This is a genomic window from Streptomyces sp. NPDC002446 (genome assembly GCF_053595675.1).
Genome location: NZ_JBSFYC010000012.1, coordinates 32,654 through 45,981, shown reverse-complemented (window position 1 = coordinate 45,981; position 13,328 = coordinate 32,654). Strand labels below are relative to the sequence as shown.

Genomic DNA, 13,328 nt, shown 5'->3' with positions numbered 1-13,328 from the left:
GCGCCGAGCACACCGCCCGTACGCGGCCGCACGGCGCGTACGGGCGTTTTTCGACCTTTCGCTCGGGCAGTCTCCCTACTACCGCACGGGCCGGGTGAGCCATCGTCGGTCCCCCCGGCTCGGGTGGGTGACCGCCGCGCGGCGGAAGCGCGCACGCCGAAGACACCCCCCGAAGCCTCTCCCTTCGGGGGGACCCGCACAGCCTCCGTACGGGGGTACCGCCACCGCGCCACCGCACAGTGAAGGCCGCATTCCGGGACACTTTGCCCTACCTGTCGTGTGCCCGGGGAAAGGACGCGACGCCATGTCGGACACCGCCCCGACCCGTGCCACCCGTAACACCCCTGACCGCCGCCCGCTCGTCACCGCCCCCGATCTGCTCTCCTCCCTGGTCCCGCTGCTCGCCGACTGGGTGCCGCGGCAGCGCTGGTTCGCCGGCAAGGGACGGCTGCTCACCGGCTTCACGCTGCTGTCGGCCACCGAACTGCTGCCGTGCGCCGGCGACGGCACCGCCCCGGGCCTGCTCCAGCTGCTCGTCCGCGCCCAGCAGAGCGCCCCGCCGAGCCGCACACCGGCCGGCGGCGACTGCTACCAACTCCTGCTGGGGGTGCATCCGGCACCGCCGCCGCAGCTGGCGCCGGCGGTGATCGGCCGGCCGCAGGGCGGCCCGCTGCGCGGCCGTACGGTCTATGACGCGCTGCTCGACAACCGGCTGTGCGGGCTGCTGCTGGAGCGGCTGCGGGTACCGGGACGCCTCGGCGGGCTGCGCTTCTGCCGCGAGCCGCGGGCGGACATCCCCTCCGGGCTGCCGGCCCGGCCGATCGCCGTCGAGCAGTCCAACTCCTCGATCGTCTACGGAGATTCGTTCATCCTGAAGGTCTTCCGGCGCATCGAGCCGGGCGTCAACCCGGATCTGGAGCTGCCGCGGGCGCTGGCGGACGCCAAGTGCGCGCGGGTGCCGGCGCCGGCCGCGTGGTTCGAGTCGGCGGCCACCGGCGAGAACGGCGAGGCGACGACGCTGGGCGTGCTCCAGCCGTTTCTGCCGGGGTCGGCGGACGGCTGGCAGCTGGCGCTGAACGCGCTGGCCGTGCGCGCCGACTTCACCGGCTCGGCGCGGGCGCTCGGCCACGCCACCGCGGAGGTGCACACCGCGCTCGCCCAGACACTGCCGACCACCGAGCTGCGCCGCCCGCAGCTCGAGGCGATCGCCGCGCAGATGATCGCGCGGCTGGAGGCCACCGCGCGTGCCGTGCCCGTACTGCAGCCCTACCGCGCCCGGCTGCGCACCGCCTTCGACGCGCTGGCCGCGGTGGGCCACGACGGCCGCAGCTGGGCCGCCCAGCGCATCCACGGCGATCTGCACCTGGGGCAGACGCTGCGCTCCGCCGACGAGGGCCGCTGGTCGCTGATCGACTTCGAGGGCGAACCGGCCCGCCCGCTGGCCGAGCGGCGGCGGCCGCAGCCGGCGGTGCGCGATGTCGCGGCGATGCTGCGCTCCTTCGACTACGCGGCGCGCGTCGGGCCGGCCGGCGGGGACCCCTGGTCGCTGGAGTGGGCCCGGCGCACCCGCGCCGCCTACTGCCGGGGTTACGCCGAGGCCGGCGGGCTCGACCCGCGCTCCGCGCCCGAACTGATGCGCGCCTACGAGACCGACAAGGCCGTCTACGAGGTGCTCTACGAGGCCCGGCACCGGCCCGACTGGCTGGCCGTCCCGATGGCCGCCGTCCGACGGCTGGCGGCGGGCGGAGAGCCGGCCGTGGGCGCCCGCCCGTACGACTCGCCGTGATCTACCCGCCCCTGAGGAGGCCCTTCGTGACCGCCCGCCCGTCCCCTGCCACCACCCCAGCCGGAACCTCCCCCAGACCTCCGGGGGGACCCCCCTCGCGATCCCCCTCCGCATCGCCGTCACCCGCCACCGCCGCCGCACCGCCGCCGACGCGCCGTACGCCGTCCGGGACCGCGGGCGCCGGGGCCGCCGCCCGCTCCCGCGCCGCCGCGGAGCCGTCGTCCGGCGGGCGCGGGGTGCGGGCCGCCGCTCCGCTGTCCGATGAGGACCGCGGGCGGCTGCTGGACGGTGCGCACCACGACCCGCACGGGCTGCTCGGCGCGCACCCCGTGCGCGGCGGGCTGCTCGTCCGGGTCCTGCGGCCCTACGCCCGGCGCGTCACGGTCGTGGCGAAGGGGCTGCGCGCCGAGCTGCGCGCCGAGGGCGACGGGCTGTTCGCCGGGGTACTGCCGCTGCGCACCGCCCCGGCCTACGAGCTGCTGGTCGACTACGGCGAGCACACCCTGACCGTGCCCGACCCCTACCGCTTCCTGCCCGCGCTCGGCGAGCTGGACCTCCATCTGATCGGTGAGGGACGGCACGAGCAGCTGTGGCAGGCGCTCGGTGCGCGCACCATGGAGCACCAGGGCACCACCGGCACCCGGTTCACCGTCTGGGCGCCGAACGCCCGGGGCGTGCGGGTGGTCGGCGACTTCAACTACTGGGACGGCACCGCGTTCCCGATGCGGTCGCTGGGCTCCTCGGGCGTCTGGGAGCTCTTCCTGCCCGGCATCGGCGCGGGCGAACTGTACAAGTTCGAGATCACCCGGCCGGACGGATCGAAGACCGTACGCGCCGACCCGATGGCCCGGCGGACCGAGTGCCCGCCCGCCAACGCCTCGGTCGTGGACGCGTCGCACTACCGCTGGGGGGACGCCGACTGGATGGCCCGGCGCGGCGAGCGGCCCGTGCACCAGGCGCCGTTCTCCGTCTACGAGGTGCATCTGCCGTCCTGGCGCCCCGGCCTCACCTACCGCCAGCTCGCCGCCCAACTACCGGCCTATGTAAAGGACTTGGGCTTCACCCATGTCGAGTTCATGCCGGTCTCCGAGCACCCCTTCGGGGGCTCCTGGGGCTACCAGGTGACCGGGTTCTACGCGCCCACCGCCAGGATGGGCACCCCGGACGACTTCCGGTTCCTGATCGACGCGCTGCACCGGGCCGGGATCGGCGTCCTGATGGACTGGGTGCCGGCGCACTTCCCGCGCGACGACTGGGCGCTGGCGGAGTTCGACGGCCGCCCGCTCTACGAGCACCAGGACCCGGCGCGGGCCGCGCACCCGGACTGGGGCACCCTGGAGTTCGACTACGGGCGCACCGAGGTCCGCAACTTCCTGGTCGCCAACGCCGTGTACTGGTGCGAGGAGTTCCATATCGACGGGCTGCGGGTGGACGCCGTGGCCTCGATGCTCTATCTCGACTACTCGCGCGAGGACGGCGGCTGGACGCCGAACGCCCACGGCGGCCGGGAGGACCTCGACGCGGTGGCCTTCCTCCAGGAGATGAACGCCACGGTCTACCGCCGCTGCCCCGGGGTCGTCACCATCGCCGAGGAGTCCACGGCCTGGGACGGCGTCACCCGCGCCACCCACCACGTCGGGCCCGGCGGCTTCGGCGGTCTGGGCTTCGGCCTGAAGTGGAACATGGGCTGGATGCACGACTCGCTCGGGTATGTCGAGCACGAGCCGGTGCACCGCAAGTTCCACCACCACGAGATGACCTTCTCGATGGTGTATGCGTACAGCGAGAACTATGTGCTGCCGATCTCCCACGACGAGGTCGTGCACGGCAAGCGGGCGCTGGTGTCGAAGATGCCCGGCGACTGGTGGCAGCAGCGGGCCAACCACCGTGCCTATCTGGGCTTCATGTGGGCCCATCCGGGCAAGCAACTCCTCTTCATGGGGCAGGAGTTCGCCCAGGGCGCGGAGTGGGCGGAGAGCCACGGCCCGGACTGGTGGCTGCTCGACCCGTCCTACGAGGCGGCGGCGGACCACCGGGGCGTACGCGATCTCGTCCGCGATCTGAACCTCCGCTACGCCGCCACCCCCGCCCTGTGGGAACGCGACACCGACCCCGCGGGCTTTGGCTGGATCGACGGCGACGCGAGCGAGGACAACGTGTTCTCCTTCCTGCGCTTCGCCGCCGACGGCGCCCCGTTGATCTCGGTCAGCAACTTCTCGCCCGTCGTGCGCCACGCCTACCGGCTCGGCGTCCCGGACGACGTCCCCGCCTGGCGCGAGGTCCTCAACACCGACGAGGTGCGCTACGGCGGCAGCGGCGTGGCCAACCCCGGCCCGCTCAAGCCCGAACCCACTGCCTGGAACGGCCGCGGCTCCTCCCTCGCGGTCGTCCTCCCCCCGCTGGCGACGGTCTGGTTCGCCCCGGCCTGAGCGCCACGCCGCGTCCGCGGACGCGAAGGGGCGGGCGCCGCATGCGGCGCCCGCCCCCTCTCCCCTCCTGCGTGGTGTGGCTCAGACCTTGGCGGACTCCTTCGCGCCGCCGTCGCGCGGTTCGACGAGCTGGGCGCCGAGCGGGTCGGCGTGGGCGTCGTCGACCAGCGTCTTCTCGTCGAACGGGATCCGGCCGGCCAGCACCTCGGCCGCCCTGGTCTTGTCGATCTCCTTGGTCCAGGTGCCGACCAGGACGGTGGCCACCGCGTTGCCCGCGAAGTTGGTCAGGGCGCGCGCCTCGCTCATGAAGCGGTCGATGCCGACGATCAGACCGACGCCGTCGACCAGTTCGGGGCGGTGCGACTGCAGGCCGCCGGCCAGCGTGGCCAGACCTGCACCGGTGACCCCGGCGGCGCCCTTGGACGCGATGATCATGAAGACCAGCAGCGAGATCTGCTGGCCGAGCGAGAGCGGCTTGCCCATCGCCTCGGCCACGAACAGCGAGGACATCGTCAGGTAGATGGCGGTGCCGTCGAGGTTGAAGCTGTAGCCGGTCGGGACGGTGATGCCGACCACCGGCTTGCTGACGCCCAGGTGCTCCATCTTGGCGATGAGCCGGGGCAGCGCGGACTCCGAGGAGGAGGTGGACAGGATCAGCAGGAACTCGCGGGCGAGGTACTTCAGCAGGATGAAGATATTGATCCCGGCGACCAGCCGGAGCAGCGTGCCGAGCACCACGAGCACGAAGAGCAGACAGGTCGTGTAGAAGCCGATCATGATGATGGCCAGCGACTTCAGCGCGTCCAGGCCGGTCTCGCCGACCACCGCCGCGATGGCGCCGAAGGCACCCACCGGCGCCACCCACATGATCATGGCCAGCACCCGGAAGACCAGCTTCTGGAGGTGTCCGATGCCGCGCAGCACCGGCTCGCCCGCCGAGCCCAGCGCCTGCAGGGCGAAGCCGACCAGCAGCGCCACCAGCAGCGTCTGCAGCACCTCGCCATGGGTGAAGGCGGAGACCAGGGTGGTGGGGATCATGCCGAGCAGGAACTCGGGCAGGGACTCGGCGTCGCCCGAGGTCTGGGCCTGGCCGGCATGGCGTACGGACTCGGTCAGGTGGAGGCCGGAGCCGGGATCCAGGATGTTGCCGACGAGCAGGCCGATGGCGAGCGCCACGGTGGACATCACCATGAAGTAGCCGAGGGCCAGTCCGCCGACCGCGCCGACCTTGGCGGCCTTACGGACCGAGCCGACGCCCAGCACGATGGTGCAGAAGATGACCGGCGAGATCATCATCTTGATCAGGTTCACGAACCCGGTACCGAGCGGCTTGAGCTCGACGGCCACGCCGGGGGCGGCGAAGCCCACGATGATGCCGAGCAGCACCGCCCCGATCACGGCGATGTAGAGGAAGTGGGTCCGGTCCCGCTTGGCCGGCGCGCTCTCCTTGGTGGTGCCCCCGGACGGCGGGGTCTGTGCAGCAGCCACGGCTGCCTCCTCGGGTCTACGGTTCTGCGCCCGGTCTGCGGCTCCGGCGCACAACAAGTCCCGGCGACTATGCACGCCCGTGTGGCGCCCGTCACCCTTGCGTACATTTCGTTCACGCAAAAGTGACCGGGCAGACTGTTACGCATGCGACTCCCCCGACCCCGGCCGCCCCGGCGGCTGCGCGGCCCCCGCAGCCTCGCCGGGCAGCTCTTCGCCATGCAGGTCGTGCTGGTGGCGGCGGTCGTCGTGGGCTGCGCCGTCTTCGCGTACGTCAGCGCCGGCCGGCAGGCGGAGGAGACCGCGCGGCGGCAGGCGACCGCGGCGGCCACCGCCGTCGCCGACTCCCCGGCCGTCGTCGCGGCGGCCCGCACGAAGGACCCCACCGCGGCGCTCCAGCCGTACGCCGAACGGCTGCGGCGTGACGCGGGCGTCGACTTCGTGGTGGTGATGGCTCCGGACGGCACCCGCTGGACGCATCCGGAGCCGACCGCGATCGGCGGGACGTACCTGGGGCACATCGGCCCGGCGCTGCGCGGCGAGATCTTCCCCGAGACGCACATGGGGGTCCTCGGACCGTCCGTGCGGGTCGTCGCGCCGGTCCGCGACCCGCAGCGCGGCGGGAAGATCACCGCGCTGGTCAGCTCGGGGATCACCGTCAAGACGATCAGCGAGCAGCTGCGCGAGCAGGTCCTGGCGCTGGTCGGGGTGGCGGCCGCGGCGCTGGCCCTCGGAGGACTGGGCACCTACGTGATCAACGCCCGGCTGCGGCGGCACACCCATGGGATGAACGCCCAGGAGCTGAGCCGGATGCACGACTACCACCAGGCCGCGCTGCACGCCGTACGCGAGGGGCTCCTGATGCTCGACGGGCAGCGCAGGGTCGCCCTGATCAACGACGGCGGACGGGAGCTGCTGGGGCTGTCGCAGGACGCGGTGGGGCGCCCGGTCGCCGCGCTGGGGCTGCCGCAGCCGCTGACCGAGGCGCTGCACTCGCCCGGTCCGCGGGTCGACGAGCTGCATCTGACCGGCGAGCGGGTGCTGGTCGTCAACTCCTCCCCGGTCTCCGGCGGTGAGCGGTGCGGCAGCGTGGTGACCCTGCGCGACCACACCGAACTCCAGGCGCTGTCGGGCGAGTTGGACTCGGTACGCGGCTTCGCCGAGGCGCTGCGCTCGCAGGCGCACGAGGCCGCCAACCGGCTGCACACGGTCGTCTCGCTGATCGAACTGGGGCGGACACCGGAGGCCGTGGAGTTCGCCACCGCGGAACTGGAGCTGGCGCAGGCGCTGACCGATCAGGTCGTCGGCGCGGTCGCCGAGCCGGTGCTGGCCGCGCTGCTGCTCGGCAAGGCCGCGCAGGCCAACGAGCGCGGTGTCGAGCTGACCCTGACGCCGGACAGCCGGATCGACGACGGACTGCTGCCGCCCGCGCTGCCGGCCCGCGATCTGGTGACGGTGCTGGGCAATCTGGTGGACAACGCCATCGACGCCGCCGCCCCGCCCCAGGAGCACGGCGCCACCGAGCCGCCGCGGGTGCACGTCACCGCGCGGGCGGCCGGGGGTGAGCTGCTGCTGCGGGTGGCGGACAACGGCCCGGGGGTGGCCGCGGACGCCGCCGAGGAGATCTTCCGGCGGGGCTGGACCACCAAGCAGCCGGCCGCCGCGCCCGCCCGGGGCCCCGGCCACGGCCTGGGCCTGGCCCTGGTCCGGCAGGCCGTACACCGCAACGGCGGCACCCTCACCCTGGACCGCGCGCCGGAAGGCGGCGCGCGGTTCACCGTGCGGCTGCCGCTGCGGACGGGGGCGACGGCGTGAGCGGGTCGAGCGCCCGGAACCGCCCGGCCGCGAGAGGATGTGGCCGGTGAGCCCCTCCGACATCCGGGTCCTGGTCGTCGAGGACGATCCGGTGGCCGCCGCCGCGCACGCCCTGTACGTGGGGCGGGTGCCCGGCTTCACCGTCTCCGGCACCGTGCACTCCATGGGCGACGCCCGCCGCCACCTCGACCAGCACGCCGTCGATCTGCTGCTGCTCGATCTGTACCTGCCCGACGGCCACGGTCTGCAGCTGGTGCGGTCGCTGCGCGCGTCCGGGCACACCGCCGACATCATCGCGGTCACCTCGGCCCGCGATCTGGCGATGGTGCGCGAGGGCGTCTCGCTCGGTGTGGTGCAGTACGTGCTGAAGCCGTTCACCTTCTCCACGCTGCGCGACCGGCTCACCACCTACGCGGAGTTCCGCGCCACGACCGGGGAGGCCAGCGGCCAGGACGAGGTGGACCGGGCGATCGCCGCGCTGCGCGCACCGCGCCCGGCCGAGCTGCCCAAGGGGCTGACCGCGGCGACCCTGCGGGCGGTGACCGATGTGCTGCGGGCCGCCGGGAGCGGGCTGACGGCCACCGAGGCGGCCGCCGACGTGGGGATCTCCCGGATCACCGCGCGGCGCTACCTCGAACACCTCGTGGAGAGCGGCCGGGCCGTCCGCGCCCCGCAGTACGGCCAGGTCGGCCGCCCCGAACTGCGCTACCGCTGGTCGGGGCATTGACCCGTTGTGACCGGTGACTTACTTTCAGCGGGCAGTACGCAGTGGCTAGTTGACCCACGCCAGTCGCCCTGGTCCGTCGCTGGAGGTCGTGCCGTGCGCCCCACCGCCCCGCTGATCCTGCTCGCCGCCGCCGTCGTCGCCGCCGGTACTCTCACCGCCTGCGGCGGCGGGTCCGGAAACGGGAAGAACACCGTCAAGGTCGCCTTCATCAAGGACACCAACGCCAAGGTCACGGTCCGGGACGACTACATCCGCCTGGTGGCCCGGCAGTTCGAGAAGGACCACCCCGGCAAGAAGGTCCGGCTCATTCCGATCCAGGCGTCGGAGAACGACTACTACACCAAGATCCAGCAGATGATGCGCTCCCCCAGGACCGCGCCGGACCTGGTCTACGAGGACACCTTCCTGGTCAACTCCGACATCACGGCGGGGCTGTTGCGGCCGCTGGACCCGTACGTCGACAAGTGGGACGACTGGCGGCAGTTCGAGCCGGCCGCGAAGGCCGCGGCGAAGGGGCAGGACGGGAAGGTCTACGGCGTCCCGGACGGTACGGACACCCGCGGGCTGTGGTTCAACAAGAAGATCTTCCAGCGGGCCGGGCTGCCCGCCGACTGGCGGCCCCGGACCTGGGACGAGGTGCTGGACGCGGCCCGGACGATCAAGAAGAAGGTACCCGGTGTCATCCCGCTGAACGTCTTCACCGGCAAGGGCGCGGGCGAGGCCGCCGTGATGCAGGGCTTCGAGATGCTGCTGTACGGCACCGGGAAGGACCAGCTCTACGACCCCAAGAGCAAGAAGTGGGTCACCGGCACCAAGGGCTTCAAGGACAGCCTGGCCTTCATCGACACGGTCTACAAGGAGCGGCTCGGGCCCGAGGTCTCCGATGCGCTCAGCCCCAACATCCAGACGAACGTGGCCGCCGAGCTGCTGCCCGAGGAGAAGCTCGCCATCGACCTCGACGGGTCCTGGCTGGGCCAGCAGTGGCAGAAGACGGGCGGCGGCAACCCCTGGCCGCAGTGGTCGACGACGCTGGGGCAGGCGCCGTTCCCCACCCAGCACGGCGCCCCGCCCGGCAGGGTCAGCCTGGCCGGCGGCTGGACCTGGTCGGTGCCGCAGAAGTCCCAGCAGCCCGATCTGGCCTGGGAGTTGATCGAGACCTTCCAGTCGAAGGCGAATGCGCTGGAGTGGTGCGTACGGGGCGCCCAGATCGCGGTCCGCAAGGACGTCGCGGCCGATCCGCGGTATCTGCGGTCCGTTCCCGGCATCGGTTTCTTCACCGGCCTGGTCGAGGTCAGCCAGTACCGTCCTGCGCTGCCCGAGTACCCGAAGGTCGCCGCGGCGATCGGGGAGGCGATGGAGGCGGTCACCGCCGATGACTCCTCGCCGCGGCAGGCGGCCAGGGACTACGACGAGGCGCTGACGTCGATCGTGGACGGCCGGACGGTCAAGCGGCCATGACGGTCCGCGCCGCCGAGCAGGAAGCGGCCGCCGCCCCGGCACGCCGTACCGCGCCGGCACGTACCCGGCTGCTGCGCTGGTCGCCGATCGTCCCGGCCACCGTCCTGCTGCTGCTCTTCCTCGCCGGCCCGATCGGCTACTGCGTCTGGATCGCCTTCACCGACACCCAGCTGACCGGCCAGGAGTCGGCGTCCTTCGTCGGGCTGGCCAACTTCCGCCGCGCCCTTGGCGACCCGGCGTTCCACCACGCGGTCGTCCTGACCCTGGTCTTCACGGTGCTCTCCTCGATCCTCGGCCAGAACACCCTGGGGCTGGCGCTGGCCGGTCTGATGCGGCGCGCCTCGCGGCCCGTGCGGTCGGTGACCGGCGCGCTGGTGATCACCGCCTGGGTGCTCCCGGAGATCGTCGCGGGCTTTGTGCTCTACACCTTCTTCGCGCGGCGCGGCACCCTCAACGCCGTGCTGGAGTGGCTCCATCTGCCCGCCCAGAACTGGCTGTTCACGCTGCCGATCCTGGCCGTGTCGTTCGCCAACGTGTGGCGCGGGACGGCGTTCTCGATGCTGATCTACTCGGCGGCGCTCTCCGGGATCCCCCAGGAGGTCACCGAGTCCGCCGAGGTCGACGGCGCGGGCGGGCTGCGGCGGCTGTGGCACATCACGCTGCCGATGATCCGCCGCTCCATCGGCACCAATCTGATGCTCAACACCCTGCAGACGCTCTCCGTCTTCGGGCTGATCTGGACGATGACGCGGGGCGGTCCGGGAGGCCGCAGCCAGACGCTGCCGGTGTTCATGTACGACCAGGCGTTCCTGAAGTCGCTGATCGGCTACGGCACCGCGGTGGCGCTGCTGTTGCTGCTGGTGGGCGCGTTGTTCTCGGTGGTCTATCTGCGTCTGCTGCGCGAGGAGGTCTGAGCCGTGCCGCTTCCCCGCCCCCGAGGTCTTCGGCCCGCCGTGCGCAGGGGGCGCCGCCCTGCGCTGCGCCGTCTGGCCGCCGACGCCGGGCTGCTGGCCGTGGCGGTGGCGTTCGCCGTGCCGCTCCTGTGGCTGGTGCTGTCGTCGCTGGACGCGGAGGCGACGCTGCGGGTGCGGCTGCCGAAGTCCCCGACGGCGGCGAACTTCTCAGCGGTGCTGACCGACGAGATCACCTTCACCCCGATGCTCAACAGCCTGCTGATCTGCGGCGGCGCCACCGCGCTCACGGTGGTCTGCGCCGCGCTGGCGGCCTATCCGCTGTCCCGCTTCCGCTCGCGCCTGGCCCGCCCGTACCTGCTGACGGTCCTGTTCGCGACCTGTCTGCCGATCACCGCGGTGATGGTCCCGGTCTACGGGCTGTTCGTGCAGGTCGATCTGATCGACACCCGCTACGGCACCGCACTGTTCCTGGCCGCGGCGCAGCTCCCGTTCGCCGTCTGGCTGACGAAGAACTTCATGGACGGGGTGCCGACGGCCTTGGAGGAGGCGGCGTGGACGGACGGCGCCTCCTGGCCGCAGACGCTGCTGCGGGTGATCCTGCCGCTGATGGGGCCCGGTCTCGCCGTCGTCGCGATCTACACCTTCATCATGATGTGGGGCAATTTCTTCGTGCCCTTCATGCTGCTGCTCTCCCCGGAGCAGCTGCCCGCCTCGGTGAGCATCTTCAATTTCTTCGGCAATTACGGCGCCGTCGCCTTCGGCGAGCTCGCGGCGTTCTCGATCCTGTACTCGACACCGGTCGTCCTGCTGTACATCCTGATCTCGCGGCGGCTGGGCGGCGGCTTCGCGCTCGGCGGGGCGGTGAAGGGGTAAAACCGGCGCCTCCCGGCGAAACGTACAGGCTGGTAGGTTTCTACGACTTTCAACCTTGGCTGTCCGCACCATAGGAGCCGCACCGCGGTGTCACCTACCGTGTGCCGATGAACACGCACGCCGGCCAGCCGCGCAGGCCCCCCTTCAATTCCGAGGCGGCCCGCCGCTTCCGCGAGTCTCTCGGCATGACCCCGGCCCATGTCGCCTACGGAATCTGGGCCGCGTACGGGATACAGATATCGCCCGCGGCGGTGGCGTCCTGGGAACTGGGGGAGGCCGCCCCCACGGAGGCCGAGCTGACCGCGCTGGCCGGCGCCCTGTGGTGCGCGCCCGGCGACCTGCTCGGCGCACCGGACACCCTGCGCGAATACCGTCTCGCACTGGGCCTCGCCCCGGACGGCCTGGCGCTGGCCATCGGCATGGACCAGGCCGCGTACGAGCGGCTGGAGGCCGGCGGGAAGTGGCAGGGCAACGACCGGCAGGCCGCGGCGCTCGCCAAGACGCTCGGACTGCCGCTGCCCGCGATGATCCGTTTCACCGGCCGGCAGGAGAAGCTGACCGAGCTGCTGACCAGCGCCGTCACCACCCGCTGGCAGGCCTACGTCCGGCCGCTCGGCAAACTCGTACCGCTTCCCAAGGCGGACCTCCAGGGCGCCCTGGAGGGGCTGCACGCCGACTATCAGGCGACGATGACGGCTACGCTCAACTGGGGCGGCGGGGACGGCACCGGGGAGTCCGGCGAGGCCGGGCGCGCCTTTCTGGACGGCATCGTCGCCGAGTTCTGGACCCGCGTCGGCCCGTAGCGGCCCGGGGAGTCCGGGTGCCCCTGACACATACCGTCGGCCCCAGGTCGGAGTCGCGTCCGTCCAGAGAATGACGCCGGCGGCCTGGATGGCACTTCCGGCCGGTACGGTTTTCGGTCCTCCCGGCTGAGGTAGGGGCTGACCTGCGCATTCAAGAATGGAGAGGTCGAGTCTTCCGCCCCTCTCCAGGAGTCCCCGTGTCCCACGCGGCAGCCTTTCCCGGCTTCCCCGGTTCCCCCGCCCCCACCCGCGCCACCGCCGCCGTCGCCGCCCGCGCGACGGACCTGAGCAAGGTCTACGGCCAGGGGGAGACCCGGGTCGTGGCCCTGGACTCCGTCTCGGTCGAGTTCGGCAAGGCCCGGTTCACCGCCATCATGGGCCCGTCCGGCTCCGGCAAGTCGACGCTGATGCACTGCATGGCCGGCCTGGACACGATCTCCGCCGGCTCGGCCCGGATCGGTGACGTGGAGCTGGCCTCGCTGAACGACAAGCAGCTGACGCGGCTGCGCCGGGACAAGATCGGCTTCATCTTCCAGGCGTTCAATCTGCTGCCGACGCTCTCGGCACTGGAGAACATCACCCTGCCGATGGACATCGCGGGCCGCAAGCCCGACCGGGAGTGGGTCAGCGCGGTCATCGAGACCGTCGGCCTGTCCGGGCGCCTGGCGCACCGGCCCGCGCAGCTCTCCGGCGGCCAGCAGCAGCGGGTCGCGGTCGCCCGTGCGCTGGCCGCCCAGCCGGAGATCATCTTCGCGGACGAGCCGACCGGCAACCTCGACTCCCGCTCCGGTGCCGAAGTGCTGGGCTTTCTGCGGGAGTCGGTGCGGGCGATGGACCAGACGGTGGTGATGGTCACCCATGACCCGGTCGCGGCCGGCTACGCGGACCGGGTGGTCTTCCTCGCGGACGGCAAGATCGTCGAGGAGCTCCACGAGCCGACCGCGGACGCCGTCCTGGACCGGATGCGGCTGTTCGACGCCAAGGGCCGTACCAGCTGACGCTCCGCGCGCCCTACCGCGCCCCGGGGCGCGGCCCCTC

General features: G+C 72.3%; 10 protein-coding genes. 9 read left to right on the top strand and 1 reads right to left on the bottom strand.

What is annotated here, in order from left to right; genetic code table 11:
- The first annotated feature begins 304 nt into the window (after positions 1–304).
- A complete protein-coding gene (locus tag ACWD6P_RS09855; RefSeq protein WP_451443519.1) occupies positions 305–1,786 on the top strand; it encodes a maltokinase N-terminal cap-like domain-containing protein in 1,482 nt (493 codons plus the stop codon).
- Between the two features lie 26 nt (positions 1,787–1,812).
- Positions 1,813–4,215, top strand: a complete 2,403-nt coding sequence (gene glgB, locus ACWD6P_RS09850) for a 1,4-alpha-glucan branching enzyme (protein WP_451443518.1) — start codon at positions 1,813–1,815, stop codon at positions 4,213–4,215.
- A gap of 81 nt (positions 4,216–4,296) precedes the next feature.
- On the opposite strand, the gene ACWD6P_RS09845 is transcribed toward glgB, so the two are convergent.
- Positions 4,297–5,703, bottom strand: a complete 1,407-nt coding sequence (locus ACWD6P_RS09845; RefSeq protein WP_451443517.1) for a cation:dicarboxylate symporter family transporter — start codon at positions 5,701–5,703, stop codon at positions 4,297–4,299.
- 144 nt (positions 5,704–5,847) lie between these two features.
- Here ACWD6P_RS09845 and ACWD6P_RS09840 point away from each other — a divergent pair, with 144 nt between their 5' ends.
- From ACWD6P_RS09840 to ACWD6P_RS09810, 7 genes are all read left to right on the top strand, one after another.
- Complete coding sequence (locus ACWD6P_RS09840; RefSeq protein WP_451443516.1) at positions 5,848–7,515, top strand: sensor histidine kinase; 1,668 nt, start codon at positions 5,848–5,850, stop codon at positions 7,513–7,515.
- Positions 7,516–7,552: 37 nt separating this feature from the next.
- On the top strand, positions 7,553–8,242 hold the full coding sequence (locus ACWD6P_RS09835) for a response regulator (protein WP_451443515.1): 690 nt from the start codon (positions 7,553–7,555) through the stop codon (positions 8,240–8,242).
- A 93-nt stretch (positions 8,243–8,335) separates the two neighbouring features.
- Complete coding sequence (locus ACWD6P_RS09830) at positions 8,336–9,700, top strand: extracellular solute-binding protein (protein WP_451443514.1); 1,365 nt, start codon at positions 8,336–8,338, stop codon at positions 9,698–9,700.
- Positions 9,697–10,614 carry a carbohydrate ABC transporter permease gene (locus ACWD6P_RS09825; protein WP_451443513.1) on the top strand — a complete coding sequence of 306 codons (918 nt, stop codon included), beginning with the start codon at positions 9,697–9,699 and terminating at the stop codon, positions 10,612–10,614. Before ACWD6P_RS09830 ends, ACWD6P_RS09825 begins: the two co-directional genes overlap by 4 nt.
- Positions 10,615–10,653: 39 nt before the next feature.
- Positions 10,654–11,487, top strand: a complete 834-nt coding sequence (locus ACWD6P_RS09820) for a carbohydrate ABC transporter permease (RefSeq protein ID WP_451443512.1) — start codon at positions 10,654–10,656, stop codon at positions 11,485–11,487.
- 101 nt (positions 11,488–11,588) lie between these two features.
- The gene (locus tag ACWD6P_RS09815; protein WP_451443511.1) at positions 11,589–12,290 is read left to right on the top strand and encodes a helix-turn-helix domain-containing protein; all 702 of its coding nucleotides are present in this window, start codon (positions 11,589–11,591) and stop codon (positions 12,288–12,290) included.
- A 197-nt stretch (positions 12,291–12,487) separates the two neighbouring features.
- Positions 12,488–13,288, top strand: coding sequence for an ABC transporter ATP-binding protein (locus tag ACWD6P_RS09810; RefSeq protein ID WP_451443510.1), 801 nt, complete (start codon positions 12,488–12,490; stop codon positions 13,286–13,288).
- Positions 13,289–13,328: the final 40 nt, after the last annotated feature.

Coding starts and splice junctions, on each gene's coding strand:
- ACWD6P_RS09855 (WP_451443519.1), top strand. CDS start 305: ATGTCGGACACCGCCCCGACCCGTGCCACCCGTAACACCCCTGACCGC.
- ACWD6P_RS09840 (WP_451443516.1), top strand. CDS start 5,848: ATGCGACTCCCCCGACCCCGGCCGCCCCGGCGGCTGCGCGGCCCCCGC.
- ACWD6P_RS09835 (WP_451443515.1), top strand. CDS start 7,553: ATGTGGCCGGTGAGCCCCTCCGACATCCGGGTCCTGGTCGTCGAGGAC.
- ACWD6P_RS09825 (WP_451443513.1), top strand. CDS start 9,697: ATGACGGTCCGCGCCGCCGAGCAGGAAGCGGCCGCCGCCCCGGCACGC.